This is a genomic window from Rhizobium sp. BK196 (assembly GCF_014193255.1).
In the GTDB taxonomy this organism is placed as follows: domain Bacteria; phylum Pseudomonadota; class Alphaproteobacteria; order Rhizobiales; family Rhizobiaceae; genus Rhizobium.
In genome coordinates this window covers 59,565-77,299 of record NZ_JACHZB010000004.1, presented here as the reverse complement: position 1 = coordinate 77,299, position 17,735 = coordinate 59,565, and the positions used below count along the sequence as shown (strand labels likewise).

Sequence of the window (17,735 nt, the reverse complement as noted above, 5' to 3'; positions counted from 1 at the left end):
TCTTCATGAATATCAAGACCAACAGGATCGCCTTCCAGGGCGAATTCGGCGCCAATTCCGACATGGCGAGCCGCGACATGTTTCCGACCATGGAACCGCTGCCCTGTCAGACCTTCGAGGATGCCTTTACGGCGGTCGACAATGGCGACGCAGACATTGGCATGATCCCGATCGAGAACACGATCGCGGGACGCGTGGCCGATATCCACCACCTGCTGCCGGAATCGCGCCTGCACATTATCGGCGAATATTTCATGCCGATCCGCTTTCAGCTCATGGTGCTTCCAGGTGTGACGAAGGATGAAATCCGCACCGTGCACAGCCATATCCATGCGCTTGGCCAGTGCCGCAAGATCGTGCGCGCCAACGGCTGGAAGCCTGTGATCGCCGGCGATACGGCAGGGGCCGCCAAGCTCGTCAAGGAAACCGGCGACCGCTCGATGGCGGCGCTCGCGCCGCGCCTTGCCGCCGATCTCTACGGCCTCGATATCATCGCCGAGAACGTCGAGGATACGGAAAACAACGTGACGCGTTTCGTTGTGCTGTCGCGTGATGAGGAATGGGCAGAACGCGCTGCCAGTGACGAGAAAATCGTCACCACCTTTGTCTTCAATGTCCGCAATATTCCGGCAGCGCTCTATAAGGCGCTCGGCGGTTTTGCGACGAATAACATCAACATGACGAAGCTCGAAAGTTACCAACTCGGCGGCAAGTTCGTAGCGACGCAGTTCTACGCCGATATCGAGGGCCACCCGAACGACGCACATGTGCGGCGGGCACTGGAGGAACTGCGTTTCTTCTCCGAGAAGGTGCGCATCCTCGGCGTCTACAAGGGCCATCCGATGCGGGGACTTCTGTGAGGATTACTCAAAGCCTCTCCGGTAGCTGACCGAAGAGGCTTTGTGCATATTCGAATTTATTTGTCCGGCTCGCAAACACGCAAGCGATGCCCGTCCGGATCCAGCACGACGAAGGTCGGACCGAAATCGAGTTCAGTCAGATCCTGAGCGAACGGCAGGCCGCGGCCGCGCCAGTCTTCATAGTGCCTTGCGACGGCATTTTCTCCATCGACCATGAAGGCGACCTCACCGCGGTTGCCGATGGCAGAGGGTTGCGGTTCGACGCTGCTGCGGCGCCAGAGGCCGAGAGTGAAGCCGCCATCGAGCGGGAAGGCGACGAAATTCGGGGCCTCCACGGCCGGCTCGCGACTCAGAATATTGCGATAGAAGGCTGCACTTTCGGCGGGATCCTTGACATAGAGGATAATAAGATTGGGGCTAGCCATTTCAGTTCTCCATTGGGTTGAAAGATGCCCGGCCGCAAGCTGCTGCTATTTTATGGCAGCAGCTTGCCGAATGCAGCGCTGCAGACAGCGCCGCTTCGTTCCCGGGAGGAATATCAATGAGGGGGCCTTGCGGCCCTAACGGAAGAGATCGTCGCCGACGCGCCAGTCCTGTCCGTCCGTGAAGCCGAGATCGCGCTTGCGCCATTGCGGCATCGTATCGAGATCGAGGCGTGGACGGCGTGATGATGCTCCTGTGAACCTCTCAGCAAACAGACGCACCAGACGCGAACGAAGGGTTTTTCCGGCTCCGACTGAAGTACGACGGCCGGCATATTGAACGACGTGAGGCATTCCCATGATCAGTACTCCTTCCTGCTGGACTGGTACTGATAATAGCGCCACCTGCTGACAGTTTATGGCAGTAGTGTTAGTGCTCGATCGGAGTATCCTGCGTGTCCCGCCATTCCTTCAGGAGAACGGTGCGACGACGCGGATACCGCGCGTCATGGATCGTCATATCGATGATACGATCGGTGCGGAAATGACGGAAATCCTGGCGCAGCTCGCACCAGGCCATGATGATGCGCACGTGCTCGAAATATCCGAGCGCGAAAGGCCAGATACGGCGGCGGGAGATACGCCCCTGTTCGTCGCCATAATGCAGTTCAAGGATACGTTCCAGGCGGATCGCCTTGCGGATGGCCGAAACATCCGCCTTGTCCTCATCCTGCCGTTTGCGGCCGACAAAAAGCGTGGCCGAATCAACCATATCGCGCATGTCGGGCGGTAGCACGGCGGCGATCTTTGCCAGCGCGTCAGCGCCGGCATTGGCCAGCCGCGGTTCGGCGGCGCGCGCCACCCAACGGGACCCAAGCACCAATGCTTCCAGCTCTTCCTCAGAAAACATCATCGGCGGCAGCATGAAGCCGGGTTTCAGCACATAGCCTATGCCGGCCTCACCCTCGATCATGGCGCCTTGCGCCTGGAGGCTGGCAATATCGCGATAGAGCGTGCGCAGGCTGACACCGGTTTCTTCGGCCAAGACGGTGCCGGTGACCGGCCGCCGATAGCGCCTGAGCGTCTGAAGCAGGGTCAGCAGCCGTTCGGAGCGGGCGACCATGATTACGTCCTCATGCAGACAAACGGGCACGGGTGACGATCATCCGTGCGCTCCGGTTTCTTGCTCACCGTTTCCACTCGACCCAATCGCGCATCAGTCGATGGGCAATCGCGCCCCGCGGCGGCGGCGCCTTACCGTTGACGCCGGGACGTTCCAGCATTTCAATGGTTTCCTCGCGGGTGAACCAGCGGCAATCCTCAAGTTCAGCTTCGTCGCGATGGATATCGCGCGACCTCGCCTCGGCATAACAGCCGATCATCAGCGAATGCGGCATCGGCCACGGCTGGGAGGCATGATAGCGGATACGGCCGGTCCTGATGCCGGATTCCTCCAGCGTCTCACGGCGAACGGCATTTTCGATCGTCTCACCGGGCTCCAGGAAGCCCGCCAGACAGGAATACATGCCCGGGGCAAAATGAGGACTGCGGCCGAGCAGGCAGAGATCGCGCTCTTCGTCGACCGTCAGCATGATGACGACGGGGTCGGTGCGCGGGAAGATCATGTGCTCGCAGGCAGTACAGACGCGCTTGTAACCGCCGATGTGGATTTCCATGACCGAGCCGCAGCGGCCGCAAAACTGGTTGTCGCTGTTCCAACGAATGAGACTTGCAGCCTGCGCGAATTCGCCGAGCAACATTTCATCGACCAGCTCGTCGCGAAAGAGCGAACGGCCGTCGACCGGTTTATATTGGCTCGTCATATCCTCGATGTCGATGCCGACGGGCACGGCAAGGCGTGGTTCGCCGGTCTTGCGATAGCCGAGCAGCACGGTCTCGTCCCAATTCGGCTTCAGCTCCTGCAGCTCATAGCGGGCAAAGAGCGGATCGAGTACCTGACCGTCATGTTTCAGCACCAGTTTGTCCTTCGCGAAGGCGAAGATATGCGTGCCTTCGCGGGCAAGCGCCTTTTCGACCGAGCCTTCATCGCGATGTTCGCTGTCGCGGCTCAGGTCGTTTGCGGCAAAGGCGGTGAGATTGCTGGGTTCCGGATGTGGCGCATCCGAATCGAAAAGCGAATGACTCATGATGAAAGGGCTTCCCGCAGCTTTGCTATGAATTCGTCTCTGGTTGCGTCCTCATACGGCTCAGCCTTGCCGAAGCCCCAGACAGGCCCCGGCCAATTCGCATCACCTTCAGAACGCGCAATGACATGAACATGAAGCTGGCGGACGATATTGCCAAGAGCCCCGACATTGATTTTTGTAGCACCGGTGACCTTCTTGAGTGTTGCGGAGACAAGCTCGATTTCGAAGGTCAGCAGCACCTGATCAAGCGGCGTCAGCTCGAAGATCTCTGTGACATCCGCCCGGCGCGGCACCAGGATCAGCCAAGGCCAGCGGGCATCCTTCGATAACCTGACGTCGCACAGGCCAGCGACCATAATACTGGTGCTGTCGCTTTCGAGCCTGCGGTCGAGCACGAAATTGCTCAAGGACATTCTCCTCATGTTTTCCAATGGACTAGCAGTTTTTTCGGAGCTTGGCTTGCTTTTGATGACGATTTTGCCGATATGTGCATCCGGGAGGTTGGTGGTGGACGAGCCACTCGCCAACCGGGTCAGGTCCGGAAGGAAGCAGCCCTAACGAGCCCGGCACGGGTCATCGTGCCAGCCTCCCACCTTCTCTTCCAAGAAGCCCGGGCTTTCGGGCGCTAGCAGGGCGATGAGCGACACCGAGCGACAATCACAGGATGCCGCCTCGACAGGCACCGGATACCGGGTGCTGGCACGCAAATACCGCCCCAAGGATTTCACGGACCTGATGGTCGGCCAGGAGCCGATGGTCCGCACGCTCACCAACGCCTTCGAAACGGGCCGCATCGCGCAGGCTTACATGTTGACCGGTGTTCGCGGCGTGGGCAAGACGACGACGGCGCGCATTCTGGCGCGGGCGCTGAACTACAAGACGGCCGAAATCGACAAGCCGACGATCGACCTTCGTGTGCCTGGCGAGCATTGCCAAGCGATCATGGAAGGCCGCCATGTCGACGTGATCGAGATGGACGCCGCCTCGCATACCGGTATCGACGACATCAGAGAAATCATCGAGCAGGTGCGCTACCGGCCGGTTTCGGCGCGTTACAAGGTCTATATCATCGACGAAGTGCACATGCTGTCGACGCAGGCCTTCAACGGTTTGTTGAAGACCCTCGAGGAGCCGCCGGAGCATGTGAAGTTCATCTTTGCGACGACGGAAATCCGCAAGGTTCCAATCACCGTTCTCTCGCGCTGCCAGCGCTTCGACCTGCGGCGTATCAGTGCTTCCGATCTCGTCGGCCTGTTTTCGACGATCGCTGCCAAGGAGGGCATCGAAGCGGAGCCCGATGCGCTTGCGATGATTGCGCGCGCTGCGGAAGGTTCGGCGCGCGACGGTCTGTCGCTGATGGATCAGGCGATCGCCCATGGCGGCGGCGTGGTGCAGGCGGAAGCCGTACGCGGCATGCTCGGCCTTGCGGATCGCGCCCGCATCGTCGATCTCTTCCAACATATCGTGCGCGGCGATGTCGCAAGCGCGCTCAATGAATTCCAGAGCCAGTACCAAGCCGGCGCCAACCCTGTCGTGGTACTGACGGATCTCGCCGATTTCACGCATCTGGTGACGCGGCTGAAATATGTGCCTGATGCCGCAAACGACCCCTCGCTCAGCGAAGTGGAGCGCACCAAGGCGTCGGAATTTGCGCAAGGTGTCGCGGTTACCACCCTTTCGCGCATTTGGCAGATGCTGCTGAAGGGCATTCCGGAGACGGAAAACTCTTCGCGTACGGCGGGTGCGGCCGAGATGGTGCTTATCCGGCTCGCGCACGCAGCACATCTGCCGGCGCCGGAGGATGCGGCACGGCGGCTTGCGGAATTTTCCAATGAAGGGGGCGCGCCACGTCCGTCCTCACCTGCGCCTTCGGGTAATGGCGGCGGCACACGCGTTCCCTACCAGACGAATGTGACGGCGCGGTCTGCGGAGCCGGCACCGCGGCCACAGCCCTCGGGGCCGACAGCGATGCTGCGGGCCGTACCCAATCCGGAGCCGCAGAGTATCGGCCGCGTTGAAACCAAGCCGTCAGAGGTGCCGAAGCCGGTCGTGCCGGTCAATTCGATCGGCGATATCGTTGATCTCGCTGGCGAAAAACGGGACGTCAAACTCAAGGCATTGGTGCGCAACTTCGTGCGGCCGGTGCGTATCGAGCCCGGCCGGCTGGATGTGAACCTCACCGAGGGCGCACCGGGCACATTGCTTAACGAGCTTGCCGTCAAGCTCAAGGAATGGACCGGCATCCACTGGATCGTCAGCACCAGCCGCGAAGAAGGCGGGCCGACGATGGTGGAGGCGGAAGCCAAGGCGCAGGAACAGCGCGTCAGCGATGCCCGTCAGGATCCCGACGTTGCAGCGATCCTGGCGCAGTTTCCGGGCGCCAAGATCATCGACGTACGCGTACGGGCGCCGATGCCGGAGGAAGAGGCGGAGGAGGTCAAACCACCTGCCGCAGCCGAATCCGAAGAGGGCGACATCTTGCCGGGCGACGACATAGAATTCTAGTTTCAAGAAGGAGAAGACGATGCGCGACATCATGGGCATGATGGGCAAAGTCAAGGAAATGCAGGCCAAGATGGAGCAGATGCAGGCGGAAATCGCCGAGCTGACTGCCGAAGGCAAGGCCGGCGGCGGGCTGGTCACCGTCATCATCTCCGGCAAGGGCGAGCTCAAGAGCCTGAAGATCGACCCTTCCCTCTTCAAGGAAGACGATGTCGAGATCCTCGAAGACCTGATCGTTGCCGCCCATAAGGACGCCAAGGACAAGGCGGAAGCCATCGCCGCCGAAAAGACAAAGGCGCTCACGGCCGGCCTGCCGATCCCGCCCGGCTTCAAGCTGCCTTTCTGATTTTTACCGACCAGTCCGGTATTCGACTGGCCCCGGGAGAGGAGACGGGTAATGACGACGCTCACGACATTGCTGGTTTTTGCCGGCGCTCTTTTCATTGCCGCCGGGACACCCGGACCAAGCGTTGCGGCGCTCGTGGCCCGCGTCATTTCGAAAGGCGCGCGTGACGTTCTACCCTTCCTCTTTGGCATGTGGGCAGGAGATGCGATCTGGCTCACTTGCGCGATTGCCGGCCTCTCGGCGATCGCCGAAAGCTTCTACCATGTCTTCGTCGTCATCAAATGGCTCGGCGTGCTCTATCTTCTTTATCTCGCCTGGCGAATGTGGTTCGCCAAAGCAGATGTCGAGGAAGAGGAACTGCCGCAGGAGCGTTCGCGCGGCCGGATGTTTCTGACCGGCCTGGCGATTGCGCTCGGAAATCCCAAGATCATGATGTTTTATGTGGCGCTTCTGCCATCGATCATCGACATTCCCTCGGTGTCGATTGCCGGCTGGGCCGAACTCATCATTACGCTGTTCGTCGTCCTGGCTGTCGTCGATTTCAGCTGGATGTTCCTTGCCGCAAAAGCGCGCGGTTTCCTGAAAAGCCGGCGCGCGGTACAGATCGCCAATCGGGTGAGTGCGGGAACGATGGCAGGGGCCGCCGTCACGATCGCGATGCGCTGAACTATTGCTGTGCTTCCAGCTCGGCTCGCAGCTTGTGATGAACGGGCGCTGCCAGATAACGCTCGCGGTCTGCGGCTGAAAGCCGGCGTCCGAAGGTTTCCATCATTTCCGGCATCGTGACTGGGGTGCCCGGAAATGGCTTGTACCCGACCTGCATTCCGGCTTCCACGATCCCATTGGCGATCACGCGGCAATAGATGCCGGGACGTGCCGCCTTGGTATAGCGTTTGACGAATTTCGGATCGTTCATCCTGGCGGCGAACGTAGCGCAAGGGATGCGGCAGGACGTCACCTCAAGGATCAGTTCGCCGACGATGAAGCGGTCCCCGACCGTGACATCGCGGTTATCCAGCCCCTCTATGACGAGGTTCTCGCCGAAGGTGCCGGGGTCGACAGGGCGGCCGAGTTCGTTTGCCCACCAGTCGAGGCTAAGCGAACCCTCCAGGTAAACAGCTTGATCGACACCACCGTGATGTTTCCTGTTGCAAATGGCATCGCCGACGAGGCCTTCGGCATCGATCATGACGCCGCCGGTGACGGCATGCTTGAAGATACCGGTCTTGTAGCTCTTGCCCGGCAGCCTTTCTGCAGAGCCGCGGCAGACGGCGAGGATTTTCATGGTTTCAGCGATTCTTCCGTGATTCCGTTTTCGTTCCATATCAGTTAAGAACGGCACATGGCAAAGCGAGTCACCGGCCCCGAAATTGAAAAACTGATCCAGCTTCTGGCGAAAGTGCCGGGCCTTGGGCCGCGCTCGGCGCGGCGGGCGGCGCTGCATCTGATCAAGAAGAAAGACCAGCTGCTTGGCCCGCTGTCACATGCGCTGGGCGAAGCTTATGACAAGGTGAAAATCTGCTCGCGCTGCGGCAATGTCGATACGGTCGATCCCTGCACGGTCTGCACCGATGCGCAGCGCGACCAGTCCGTCATCATCGTCGTCGAGGATGTCTCGGATCTCTGGGCGCTGGAGCGCGCCGGTGCGCTGAACGCCGCCTATCATGTGCTTGGCGGCACGCTCTCGCCGCTTGACGGAGTCGGCCCTGACGATCTCAATATCCGCGGGCTGATCAACCGTGTCGGCGAAGGCGGCATCAAGGAAATCATCATCGCTGTGAATGCGACCGTCGAGGGACAGACGACGGCGCATTACATCACCGATCAGCTTGCCGATCTCGATGTGAAGATCACGCGGCTGGCGCATGGCGTGCCAGTCGGTGGCGAGTTGGACTATCTCGACGAGGGTACGCTGTCCGCAGCGCTTCGAGCGCGGACGGTAATTTAGGGGGGTACATGGGGACGGGTTTCTTCGGCCGGCTACTTCTCACGGGCGCCGTCTGGCTCACGCTTTCGGTAGCGCCTTCTTACGCCGCCCCTTCGAAAGCCGATGTCGAAGCGCAATTCGAAAAATGGGTGCAGGGCGATCTCTGGCCGGACGCGAAGAAGAACGGCATATCGGAAAAAACCTTCCGCGCCGCCTTTTCGGGGGTCGAACTCGACTGGACTTTGACCGATCTCGCGCCGCCCGGCTTTCCGCCGCCGAAGGAGCAGAAGCAGACCCAGGCAGAGTTTTCCTCGCCAGCTCCCTATTTCAACGAGGACCGGCTGAAACGGCTTGCGATGACGGGACGCGGCTTTGCCTCGCAATATGCCTCGACGCTCAGCCGCATTGAAAAAACCTATGGCGTACCGAGTTCGATCGTGCTGGCAATCTGGGGACGCGAGACCGGCTTCGGCGCGGCGAAGATCCCGAATTCCGCTGTCGATGTACTGGCAACCAAGGCCTTCATGTCGACCCGCAAGGACATGTTCCGCATGGAACTGATCGCTGCGCTGCATATACTCGACGGCGGCGATGTTACCCCTGCCGATTTCAAGGGATCGTCGGCAGGCGCGCTCGGTCAGCCGCAGTTCATGCCGACGAGCTATCTGAAATATGCCGTCGATTTCGACGGCGACGGGCACCGCAATATCTGGAGCTCGGTTCCCGATACGCTCGCCTCGATTGCCAATTTCCTCGTAAAAAAGGGCTGGCAGCGCGACCGCGACTGGGGCTTCGAAGTGACGATCCCCGACGCCATCTCCTGCGCGCAGGAAGGGCCTGATCTTGCCAAGCCGCTCTCCCACTGGGCGTCACTCGGCATCAAACGTATTTCCGGCAAAGATTTTCCATCCGGCGAGCTGAAAGCACAGGGCATGATGCTGGTGCCGGCAGGGCGCGACGGGCCGGAATTCATCGTCACGCCGAACTTCTATATCATCAAGGAATATAACAACTCCGACCTTTATGCCCTCTATATCGGCAACCTTGCCGACCGCATCGCCTCCGGTTCCGGTGCCTTCCAGCGACAATGGGGCGATGTCGGCAAGATGCTGCGCTCGGATGTCGCCGCCATGCAGAAGGCGCTTGAGCGGCAGGGCTACGATGTCGGCGGATCGGATGGATTGCCGGGCTACAAGACGCGACGCTCAATCGGCCAATGGCAGGAAGAGAACGGCATAAAGCCCACATGCTTCCCAGAGGCATCGATGAAGGGCAAGCTGAAGTAAGAACCCTCCGCCTCTGCGGATGCTTTACAGGCTGCGCTTCAGCCCTTCATGGCTCGCGACAAAACCGAGCTTTTCATAGAAGCGGATCGAATCCACACGCATCTTGTCGGATGTGAGCTGCACGAGACCGCAACCGCGCTCGGCGCAGCGAGCAATTGCCCATTCGATGAATTGTGAGCCGAGGCCGGAGCCACGATGGCCCTTTGCAATACGCACGCTTTCGATCTGGCCTCGCCACATGCCCGTTCGCGAAAGGCCGGGAAGAAAGCTCAGCTGCAAGCAGCCGACGATCCGATCAGTCTCGTCGATTGCAACAGCCAGCAACTGGTTGGGATCTGCCTCGATTGCGGCGAAGGCTGCGAGATAGCGTATATCGACGGGATCCGAGACGACCTCCCGCGTGCTGCCGAGATCATCATCGGCGAGCAGCCGGATGATGTCAGCGAGATCGGATTGTCGTGCGTTTCGGAAAATGTGCATGGCTAATCTCAATGATGCAGATCGATCGGCGTCTTGTGGAAGATGTCATCGACTGGCGGAATGGCTTGTCGTTCGATCATGCGGTGAACATGCGGCAGGCCCTCGCCACGATGCAGCGCGCGAAGCCGATCGGTATTTTCGGCATCGGCCTGGGTGCGGCGCTGGTTGTGCCTGATATATTCGACCCAGGTCGGCGTGTGATAAGTTTCCGTCCAGAGGCCGGGATTTTCAAGATCGCGCATCAGTGCCCAGTTGCGGGCGCCATCGCGAATGCGGATGCGACGACGTTCTACCATCAGCGTCATGAATTCGGCCAAGTCGTCATCGGCGATCTGGTAACCGACCTGAATGACGATCGGGCCGCTCCGTGGTGTGATATCCAGACCGAGAGCCGGCTCTATGAAGCGATTCAGCGGATCGAGATTGAGCGAGGCAGAGGCCGGCATGGAAAAGCGCAGGCCAATGACGACACCAAGCAACAGGACCGCGGCCGACATCAACAATGCGTCGGAAAGACCGTAATTGTTAGCAATAATGCCCCAGAGCCAGCTGCCGCCGGCAATGCCGCCGAAGGTGACGGTCTGGTAGAGCGACAGTGAGCGGCCCACCACCCAGCGCGGCGTGGATAGCTGGACGATGGTGTTGAAGAGCGAGAGCGCCGAAACCCAGCAGGCACCGGCAATCAGCAATCCGGCGGAGGTGAGCACGGCGCTTTGGCTCAGAGCGGCGATCACCGCGCTGAGCGCAAAACCGAGGAAGGCTAGGCGGATGATCGTTTCGCTGGAAAACATTTCGCGCAGTCTGGCGCTGAGCATCGCGCCGCCAATCGCGCCTATACCGAAGGCGCCGAGCATGAAACCGTAAGTCAGCGGCCCGCCAGAAACGAGATCGAGCGCTACGACCGGCAACAGCGCCTGAATAGAACTCGCGCCGACGCCAAACACCAATCCTCTCAGAAGGATTTTTTCAAGGTTGGGCGACATGGAGACATAGCGCATGCCGGCAAAGATGGCGCTGCCAAGTGTTTCGCGTGGCAGTGTCGAGGCGGACGTACCCGGCCGCCAGCGAAGCAATGCGTAGATGAGAGCAATATAGCTCAACGCGTTCACCGCAAAGGCCGCGGCTGCACCAGCAGCCGCGACGATGGCACCCCCGATCGCCGGACCGACGCTGCGGGTAATATTAAACCCCATGCTGTTCAGTGTAACAGCCCCCGGCAAATCGGCGCGCGGCACCATGTCGCCGACAGAGGCCTGCCAGGCGGGATTGTTGAGTGCCGTGCCGCAGCCGATAAGAAACGTGAAGAAAAGAAGCAGTCCGGGTGTAATCCAGCCGAGAATGGCGCAGGCTGTCAACAGGATCGAAACCGCGAGCATCATGGATTGCGCCGTCAGCATGATCCTGCGTCGATCATAATTGTCGGCGAGAGCACCCGAGACCAGCGAGAACAGCATGATCGGCAGCGCCGTCGAGGTCTGCACCAGCGCAACCATATCCTCCGACGAGGTGATGACCGTCATCATCCAGGCAGCACCGACGGCCTGGACCAGACCGCCGAAATTCGAGGCGAGGCTCGCAAACCAGATGTTACGGTAGGTTTCATGCCGCAAAGGCGCAAATGTCGAAGACCTATAGGCCACGTTTCCTCCCGCTTTTACCCTTATGGTTCAGTGGCCAATATATGCGGAAGAGAAGCGCTCGCCATAGCTTAGCTCATACCTGCTAAGATGAAGGAGACGAAATCAGCGCCGACCTTGCAATTTCTGAAAAACGGGACTATATGGCACTCAAATTCTTGATCGTACGATGAAGAGTGGGCCGCAAGGACCCGCTCTTTTTTATTAGCGCGATCACCCCGAATGCCAGAAATCGCAGGGAGCGCACCGCTTGTCGGATCTGACAAACGCAGACAATCAACATGAGTCGCGGCTGATTACCGAGACCGGGCTTGACCAGCGTCTCGCCGACATCATCGAACCGGTACTTGTCGACATCGGCTTCCGCCTCATCCGTGTTCGCATGCTCAACCAAAATGGCATGACGATGCAGGTCATGGCCGAAAAGAACGATGGCACGATGACCGTCGAGGACTGCGAGCAGGTCTCCATGGCGATTTCTCCAGTGCTCGATGTGGAAGATCCGATCGATAAGGAGTATCATCTCGAAGTGTCTTCGCCGGGTATCGACCGCCCTCTGGTGCGGAAATCCGATTTCGTTCGCTGGCAGGGCCACCTCGTAAAGTGCGAAACGTCGATCATGATCGGCAATCGCAAACGCTTCCGCGGCAAGATCGTCGAAGCGGATGCCGACGGGTTTACGATCGAACGCGATCAGGTTGCCTACGGTGAGGAGCAGAAGGTCGTCATTCCCTTCACCGCGCTCAGCGATGCCAAACTCATTCTGACCGACGATCTGATCCGCGATGCACTGCGCGCCGACAAGCTGGCAAAGGCGCAGGCTGCGAACCAGAACGAAGCGGACGACAAAGAATAACCGATCAACGCAAGCTCCAGGGACGGGAACCCGGGTAGTCAAGGACGGAGAAACACAACAATGGCAGTCAGTGCAAACCGGCTCGAACTTCTGCAGATCGCAGATGCAGTGGCGCGCGAAAAGGTCATCGACCGCGAAATCGTGCTTGCCGCGATGGCCGATGCCATCCAGAAAGCAGCGCGTTCCCGTTACGGTACCGAATCCAATATCCGCGCCGACATCAATCCGAAGACCGGTGAAATCCGTCTGCAGCGCCTGCTCGAAGTCGTCGAGAAGGCCGAGGATTATTCCACGCAGATCCCGCTGGAACTGGCCCGCGACCGCAACCCCGACGCCGCCATCGGCGACTTCATTGCCGATCCGCTGCCGCCGATGGATTTCGGCCGTATCGCCGCGCAGTCGGCCAAGCAGGTCATCGTGCAGAAGGTGCGCGAAGCCGAGCGTGACCGCCAGTTCGACGAATTCAAGGATCGCGTCGGCGAAATCGTCAACGGTACGGTCAAGCGGGTCGAATATGGTAACGTCATCGTCGACCTCGGCCGTGGCGAAGGCATCATCCGCCGCGACGAAATGATCCCGCGCGAGAACGTCCGCTATGGCGATCGCGTTCGTGCATACGTATATGATGTCCGTCGCGAACAGCGCGGCCCGCAGATCTTCCTGTCGCGTACGCATCCGCAGTTCATGGTGAAGCTCTTCACCATGGAGGTGCCGGAAATTTATGACGGCATCATCCAGGTGAAGTCGGTTGCCCGCGATCCGGGTTCGCGCGCCAAGATCGCCGTGATCTCGAACGACAGCTCGATCGATCCGGTCGGTGCCTGCGTCGGCATGCGCGGTTCACGCGTCCAGGCCGTAGTCGGCGAGCTCCAGGGCGAGAAGATCGACATCATTCCCTGGTCGCAGGATCCGGCGACCTTCGTCGTCAACGCCCTGCAGCCGGCTGAAGTCGCCAAGGTCGTTCTCGACGAAGATGCGGAACGCATCGAAGTGGTCGTTCCAGACGAGCAGCTTTCGCTCGCCATCGGCCGCCGCGGCCAGAACGTCCGCCTCGCTTCACAGCTGACGGGCTGGGACATCGACATCATGACGGAAGCCGAAGAGTCCGAGCGCCGTCAGAAGGAATTCAACGAGCGCACCAATCTCTTCATGGACGCGCTCGACGTCGACGAGATGGTTGGCCAGGTTCTGGCTTCGGAAGGCTTCGCCGCCGTCGAGGAGCTGGCTTATGTCGATCTCGACGAAATCTCCTCGATCGACGGTTTCGACGAAGATACCGCGCAGGAAATCCAGACCCGCGCCCGCGAATTCCTCGAGAAGCTCGAAGCGGAAATGGACGAGAAGCGTAAGGCACTCGGCGTTTCCGACGAGCTGCGCCAGATCGACGGCATGACCGCCCAGATGATGGTGGCACTCGGCGAGGACAGCATCAAGACGATCGAGGACTTCGCAGGTTGCGCAGCCGACGACCTCGTCGGCTGGACCGAACGCAAGAACGGTGAGACGAAGAAATTCGAGGGCCTGTTCTCGAAGTTCGACATTTCCCGTGTGGAAGCCGAACAGATGGTCGTGCAGGCTCGCCTGATCGCCGGCTGGATCACCGAGGAAGATCTGGCGAAGGACGCTGAGGCTGTTGAAGCCGACGCAGCCGAGCAGGACGCATAATGACGGCGAAGCCGGACACATCCCCTGAGGACGACGATCTTGCAGGTTACGACGTGAACGGCCGCATGTGCATTGTGACACGCGAAAGCGGATTGCCGGACGAGCTGATCCGCTTCGTGGCCGCCCCTGACGGGACGGTGGTGCCGGATCTGAAACGCGAGCTGCCGGGACGTGGCTGCTGGGTTAAGATCGACCGGTCGCTGGTCGAAAGGGCGGTGGCGAAGAAGCTCTTCGCCCGCGCGCTCAAGGCCGATGTGAAGGCCGCCGAAGACCTCGGTGAGCGCGTGGAGCGGTTGTTTCTGCAACAGCTCCTGCAGATGATGAACATGGCGCGCAAGGCGGGCCAGCTCGTCACCGGCTCGGCCAAGGTGGATGCCGCAATCCGCAGTGGAGCTGCGCTTGCGGTGTTCCATTCTACGGATGCCGCCGCCGATGGCGTAAGAAAGATAGACCAGGCCCGCAAGGCCTGGCACCTCGGAATGGAAACCGAGGAAGAAATACCTTCCTTCCGTCTCTTCTCGGAGAGCGAAATGGAAGGAGTGATGGGCCAGAATGCTTTTATCCATGCCGCAGTGCTTGCAGGGCAGGCGGGTGAGGGTGTAGTGAAGCGCGCAAAGATGCTCGAACAGTACCGTAACGGCGGTCAGTCCCGGGCACCGGGCGGCGCTGGCCAGCAAAAACAATGATGCGGTCACCGGCGGAAGCCGGCCGCAATATCATTGATCGATTGTATGTGATTGACAGGGTCTGATGGCTTCATCGTTCCCTGTCCGAAGGAACGGGAACGAATGACCGACAGCAACGACGACAAGACAATCAGCGTAACGGGGAAGAAGACCCTCACCCTGAAACCATCAGGGATGAGCCAGGGTACCGTTCGCCAGGATATGGGTCGCGGTCGCACCAAGGCGGTCGTCGTCGAGACCCGCAAGCGGCGCCCGATGCGCCCCGAAGACGAAAAGCCGATGACGCCTGCTCCTGCAGCTCCGGTTCGGGCGCCCGAACCGGAACCAGCGCCCGTGCAGGCTCGCACTCAGCAGCCGGCTCCAGCCCCGCGCATCCACCAGCCCGGCGGCCAGAACAGCCAGCGCCCGCAGCAGGCCAACCAGCGTCCGCAGCAATCCTACCAGCCGCAGCGCCAGCAGGATCGTCCGCGCCCCGTGGTGCTGAACCACCTTTCGCCCGATGAAATGGATGCCCGTCGCCGCGCGCTTGCCGAAGCGCAGGCCCGTGACGCGCAGGACGCCATCCGTCGCGCTGAAGATGAAAAGCGCCGCGCCGCTGAAGAAGCCGTACGCCAAGCCGCCGAAGCGGAAGAAGCCAAGCTGCGCGCTGCTGAAGAGGCCGTCCGCCAGGCGGAGGCCGCTGCTGCAGCCGTGGCCGAACCACCTGCAGCTCCGGTAACGGAAGCACGTGCCGAAACTGTGCGTCAGCAGCAGCCGGCACCGGCATCCACCCCTGCCGCTCGCCGCACGGAAGCCGCTCCGTCGCCTTCAACCGCCCGTCCCGCGTCAGGCGCACCGGCAGGCGTACGCGGTCGCCGTGGCGAAGGCGAAGATGAAGACCGCGGTGCTTCGCGCAGCGGTCCGGTCCGCGGCCGCCCGGTTCGTCCCGAGCCCGCGAAGCCGGTCACAACCCGCCCGAAGAGTGAGGAAGACCGCCGCCGCGGCAAGCTGACCGTGACCACCGCGAACGTCGATGACGACGGCAATGCACGCGGGCGTTCGCTTTCGGCCATGCGCCGCCGGCAGGAGAAATTCCGCCGCAGTCAGATGCAGGAAACGCGCGAGAAAATCTCCCGCGAAGTCGTTCTGCCTGAGACCATCACCATCCAGGAACTGTCGCAGCGCATGTCGGAACGTGCCGTTGACGTCATCAAGTACCTGATGAAGGAAGGCCAGATGATGAAGCCCGGCGACGTCATCGACGCCGATCTGGCTGAACTCATCGCTGGTGAATTCGGTCATACGGTCCGGCGCGTCTCCGAGTCCGACGTCGAACTCGGCATCTTTAACGTGTCCGACGAGCAGGGCGAACTGGTTTCGCGCCCGCCTGTCGTCACCATCATGGGCCACGTCGACCACGGCAAGACCTCGCTGCTCGATGCCATCCGCCATGCCAACGTGGTCTCCGGTGAAGCCGGTGGCATCACGCAGCATATCGGCGCCTATCAGGTGGAACAGAACGGCCAAAAGATCACCTTCATTGACACCCCCGGCCACGCCGCCTTTACGGCGATGCGTGCCCGCGGTGCGCAGGCTACCGACATCGCGATCCTGGTGGTCGCGGCCGACGACAGCGTGATGCCGCAGACGATTGAATCGATCAACCATGCCAAGGCGGCCGGTGTGCCGATCATCGTGGCGATCAACAAGGTCGACAAGCACGAGGCGGATCCGCAGAAAGTTCGCAACCAGCTTCTCCAGCACGAAGTCTTTGTGGAATCCATGGGCGGTGAAGTGCTTGACGTCGAAGTTTCGGCCAAAACCGGCAAGAACCTCGACAAGCTGCTTGAGGCGATCCTGCTGCAGGCCGAAATTCTCGACCTCAAGGCCAATCCGAACCGGACGGCCGAAGGCACGGTTATCGAAGCCCAACTAGACCGCGGTCGCGGTGCGGTTGCGACGGTGCTTGTCCAGAAGGGCACGCTGCGTCCGGGTCAGATCATCGTTGCCGGCGACGTCTGGGGCCGCGTGCGCGCCCTGGTGACGGACAAGGGCGACCATGTGAAGGAAGCCAGCCCGGCGACCCCGGTCGAGGTTCTCGGTCTTTCCGGCACGCCGCAGGCGGGCGACAAGTTCGCCGTCGTCGAAAACGAAAGCCGCGCCCGCGAAATCTCGGAATATCGTCAGCGTCTTGCCCGCGACAAGGCGGCTGCCCGCCTGTCGGGACAGCGCGGTTCGCTGGAACAGATGATGACGCAGCTCCAGGCCACGGGCGTCAAGGAATTCCCGCTGGTGATCAAGGGCGACGTGCAAGGCTCGATCGAAGCCATTGCCGGCGCGCTGGAAAAGCTCGGCACCGACGAGGTTCGTGCCCGCATCGTTCATTCGGGCGCAGGGGGCATCACCGAATCCGACATCTCGCTTGCAGAAGCATCGAACGCTGCCATCATCGGCTTCAACGTTCGTGCGAATGCGCAGGCACGCCAGTTCGCCGAGCGCGAGGGGATCGAGATCCGCTACTACAACATCATCTACGACCTCGTTGATGACGTGAAGGCAGCGATGTCGGGTCTGCTTTCGCCGGAGCGTCGCGAAACCTTCATCGGCAATGCCGAAATCCTGGAAGTGTTCAACATTACCAAGGTCGGCAAGGTGGCAGGTTGCCGCGTCGTCGAAGGCAAGGTCGAGCGTGGCGCGGGCGTCCGCCTCATCCGCGACAACGTTGTCGTGCACGAAGGCAAACTCAAGACCCTCAAGCGCTTCAAGGACGAAGTCTCCGAAGTGCCGATGGGCCAGGAGTGCGGCATGGCCTTCGAGAACTACGAGGATATGCGTGTGGGCGACGTCATCGAGTGCTTCCGCGTCGAGCATATCACGCGCACGCTCTGATCGGACCACGATTGAAATCTTGGACGGGCGCCGGATGATCCAGTCCGGCGCCC

The 17,735-nt window shown here is 60.7% G+C and carries 18 protein-coding genes and 1 other RNA gene; 11 read left to right on the top strand and 8 right to left on the bottom strand.

Annotated elements, in window-relative coordinates:
- The first annotated feature begins 5 nt into the window (after positions 1-5).
- Positions 6-860 carry a prephenate dehydratase gene (locus tag FHT78_RS15545; RefSeq protein ID WP_007813868.1) on the top strand — a complete coding sequence of 285 codons (855 nt, stop codon included), beginning with the start codon at positions 6-8 and terminating at the stop codon, positions 858-860.
- A 56-nt stretch (positions 861-916) separates the two neighbouring features.
- Here FHT78_RS15545 and FHT78_RS15540 read toward each other — a convergent pair whose 3' ends face one another.
- The 5 genes from FHT78_RS15540 to FHT78_RS15520 form a co-directional block, all read right to left on the bottom strand.
- Complete coding sequence (locus FHT78_RS15540) at positions 917-1,285, bottom strand: VOC family protein (RefSeq protein WP_025669404.1); 369 nt, start codon at positions 1,283-1,285, stop codon at positions 917-919.
- A gap of 135 nt (positions 1,286-1,420) precedes the next feature.
- Positions 1,421-1,642: a hypothetical protein gene (locus FHT78_RS15535; RefSeq protein ID WP_246715324.1), complete on the bottom strand. Its 222-nt coding sequence runs from the start codon at positions 1,640-1,642 to the stop codon at positions 1,421-1,423.
- A 70-nt stretch (positions 1,643-1,712) separates the two neighbouring features.
- The gene (locus FHT78_RS15530; protein ID WP_183746475.1) at positions 1,713-2,408 is read right to left on the bottom strand and encodes a YafY family protein; all 696 of its coding nucleotides are present in this window, start codon (positions 2,406-2,408) and stop codon (positions 1,713-1,715) included.
- A 61-nt stretch (positions 2,409-2,469) separates the two neighbouring features.
- On the bottom strand, positions 2,470-3,429 hold the full coding sequence (nudC, locus tag FHT78_RS15525) for an NAD(+) diphosphatase (RefSeq protein WP_183745549.1): 960 nt from the start codon (positions 3,427-3,429) through the stop codon (positions 2,470-2,472).
- Entirely contained in the window at positions 3,426-3,836 is a 411-nt protein-coding gene (locus FHT78_RS15520; protein ID WP_183745546.1) for an HIT family protein, read from the bottom strand. The genes nudC and FHT78_RS15520 overlap by 4 nt, the downstream gene beginning before the upstream one ends.
- A gap of 89 nt (positions 3,837-3,925) precedes the next feature.
- Between FHT78_RS15520 and ffs the strand changes: the two genes are divergently transcribed.
- The 4 genes from ffs to FHT78_RS15500 all read left to right on the top strand — a co-directional run bounded on the left by ffs (position 3,926) and on the right by FHT78_RS15500 (position 6,943).
- Positions 3,926-4,022, top strand: an RNA gene (gene ffs, locus FHT78_RS15515) — signal recognition particle sRNA small type.
- Positions 4,023-4,065: 43 nt separating this feature from the next.
- Positions 4,066-5,934, top strand: coding sequence for a DNA polymerase III subunit gamma/tau (locus FHT78_RS15510; protein WP_183745543.1), 1,869 nt, complete (start codon positions 4,066-4,068; stop codon positions 5,932-5,934).
- 19 nt (positions 5,935-5,953) lie between these two features.
- Positions 5,954-6,277, top strand: a complete 324-nt coding sequence (locus tag FHT78_RS15505) for a YbaB/EbfC family nucleoid-associated protein (RefSeq protein WP_007813855.1) — start codon at positions 5,954-5,956, stop codon at positions 6,275-6,277.
- 51 nt (positions 6,278-6,328) lie between these two features.
- The gene (locus tag FHT78_RS15500; RefSeq protein WP_183745540.1) at positions 6,329-6,943 is read left to right on the top strand and encodes a LysE family translocator; all 615 of its coding nucleotides are present in this window, start codon (positions 6,329-6,331) and stop codon (positions 6,941-6,943) included.
- Position 6,944: 1 nt separating this feature from the next.
- On the opposite strand, the gene FHT78_RS15495 is transcribed toward FHT78_RS15500, so the two are convergent.
- Positions 6,945-7,562, bottom strand: coding sequence for an MOSC domain-containing protein (locus FHT78_RS15495; protein ID WP_183745537.1), 618 nt, complete (start codon positions 7,560-7,562; stop codon positions 6,945-6,947).
- A gap of 57 nt (positions 7,563-7,619) precedes the next feature.
- On the opposite strand from FHT78_RS15495, the gene recR reads away from it, so the two are divergent.
- Positions 7,620-8,225: a recombination mediator RecR gene (gene recR / locus FHT78_RS15490; RefSeq protein ID WP_183745533.1), complete on the top strand. Its 606-nt coding sequence runs from the start codon at positions 7,620-7,622 to the stop codon at positions 8,223-8,225.
- A gap of 8 nt (positions 8,226-8,233) precedes the next feature.
- The gene (locus tag FHT78_RS15485; RefSeq protein WP_183745530.1) at positions 8,234-9,490 is read left to right on the top strand and encodes a lytic murein transglycosylase; all 1,257 of its coding nucleotides are present in this window, start codon (positions 8,234-8,236) and stop codon (positions 9,488-9,490) included.
- Positions 9,491-9,514: 24 nt separating this feature from the next.
- Here FHT78_RS15485 and FHT78_RS15480 read toward each other — a convergent pair whose 3' ends face one another.
- Positions 9,515-9,970 carry a GNAT family N-acetyltransferase gene (locus FHT78_RS15480; RefSeq protein ID WP_183745527.1) on the bottom strand — a complete coding sequence of 152 codons (456 nt, stop codon included), beginning with the start codon at positions 9,968-9,970 and terminating at the stop codon, positions 9,515-9,517.
- An 8-nt stretch (positions 9,971-9,978) separates the two neighbouring features.
- Entirely contained in the window at positions 9,979-11,610 is a 1,632-nt protein-coding gene (locus FHT78_RS15475; protein ID WP_183745524.1) for an MFS transporter, read from the bottom strand.
- 247 nt (positions 11,611-11,857) lie between these two features.
- Between FHT78_RS15475 and rimP the strand changes: the two genes are divergently transcribed.
- From rimP to infB, 4 genes are all read left to right on the top strand, one after another.
- Complete coding sequence (rimP, locus tag FHT78_RS15470; RefSeq protein WP_183745521.1) at positions 11,858-12,463, top strand: ribosome maturation factor RimP; 606 nt, start codon at positions 11,858-11,860, stop codon at positions 12,461-12,463.
- Between the two features lie 60 nt (positions 12,464-12,523).
- The gene (nusA, locus tag FHT78_RS15465; RefSeq protein ID WP_183745518.1) at positions 12,524-14,128 is read left to right on the top strand and encodes a transcription termination factor NusA; all 1,605 of its coding nucleotides are present in this window, start codon (positions 12,524-12,526) and stop codon (positions 14,126-14,128) included.
- Positions 14,128-14,814, top strand: a complete 687-nt coding sequence (locus tag FHT78_RS15460) for an RNA-binding protein (protein WP_183745515.1) — start codon at positions 14,128-14,130, stop codon at positions 14,812-14,814. Before nusA ends, FHT78_RS15460 begins: the two co-directional genes overlap by 1 nt.
- 102 nt (positions 14,815-14,916) lie before the next feature.
- Positions 14,917-17,682 (top strand): translation initiation factor IF-2, encoded by a 2,766-nt coding sequence (infB, locus tag FHT78_RS15455; RefSeq protein WP_183745514.1) that lies wholly within the window; start codon positions 14,917-14,919, stop codon positions 17,680-17,682.
- Positions 17,683-17,735: the final 53 nt, after the last annotated feature.

Excerpts from the sequence above, each read along its gene's own strand:
- nudC (WP_183745549.1), bottom strand. The coding sequence starts at position 3,429 with ATGAGTCATTCGCTTTTCGATTCGGATGCGCCACATCCGGAACCCAGC.
- infB (WP_183745514.1), top strand. The coding sequence starts at position 14,917 with ATGACCGACAGCAACGACGACAAGACAATCAGCGTAACGGGGAAGAAG.
- recR (WP_183745533.1), top strand. The coding sequence starts at position 7,620 with ATGGCAAAGCGAGTCACCGGCCCCGAAATTGAAAAACTGATCCAGCTT.
- nusA (WP_183745518.1), top strand. The coding sequence starts at position 12,524 with ATGGCAGTCAGTGCAAACCGGCTCGAACTTCTGCAGATCGCAGATGCA.
- FHT78_RS15535 (WP_246715324.1), bottom strand. The coding sequence starts at position 1,642 with ATGGGAATGCCTCACGTCGTTCAATATGCCGGCCGTCGTACTTCAGTC.
- FHT78_RS15500 (WP_183745540.1), top strand. The coding sequence starts at position 6,329 with ATGACGACGCTCACGACATTGCTGGTTTTTGCCGGCGCTCTTTTCATT.
- FHT78_RS15505 (WP_007813855.1), top strand. The coding sequence starts at position 5,954 with ATGCGCGACATCATGGGCATGATGGGCAAAGTCAAGGAAATGCAGGCC.
- FHT78_RS15540 (WP_025669404.1), bottom strand. The coding sequence starts at position 1,285 with ATGGCTAGCCCCAATCTTATTATCCTCTATGTCAAGGATCCCGCCGAA.
- FHT78_RS15485 (WP_183745530.1), top strand. The coding sequence starts at position 8,234 with ATGGGGACGGGTTTCTTCGGCCGGCTACTTCTCACGGGCGCCGTCTGG.
- FHT78_RS15545 (WP_007813868.1), top strand. The coding sequence starts at position 6 with ATGAATATCAAGACCAACAGGATCGCCTTCCAGGGCGAATTCGGCGCC.
- FHT78_RS15510 (WP_183745543.1), top strand. The coding sequence starts at position 4,066 with ATGAGCGACACCGAGCGACAATCACAGGATGCCGCCTCGACAGGCACC.
- FHT78_RS15460 (WP_183745515.1), top strand. The coding sequence starts at position 14,128 with ATGACGGCGAAGCCGGACACATCCCCTGAGGACGACGATCTTGCAGGT.
- FHT78_RS15480 (WP_183745527.1), bottom strand. The coding sequence starts at position 9,970 with ATGCACATTTTCCGAAACGCACGACAATCCGATCTCGCTGACATCATC.
- FHT78_RS15495 (WP_183745537.1), bottom strand. The coding sequence starts at position 7,562 with ATGAAAATCCTCGCCGTCTGCCGCGGCTCTGCAGAAAGGCTGCCGGGC.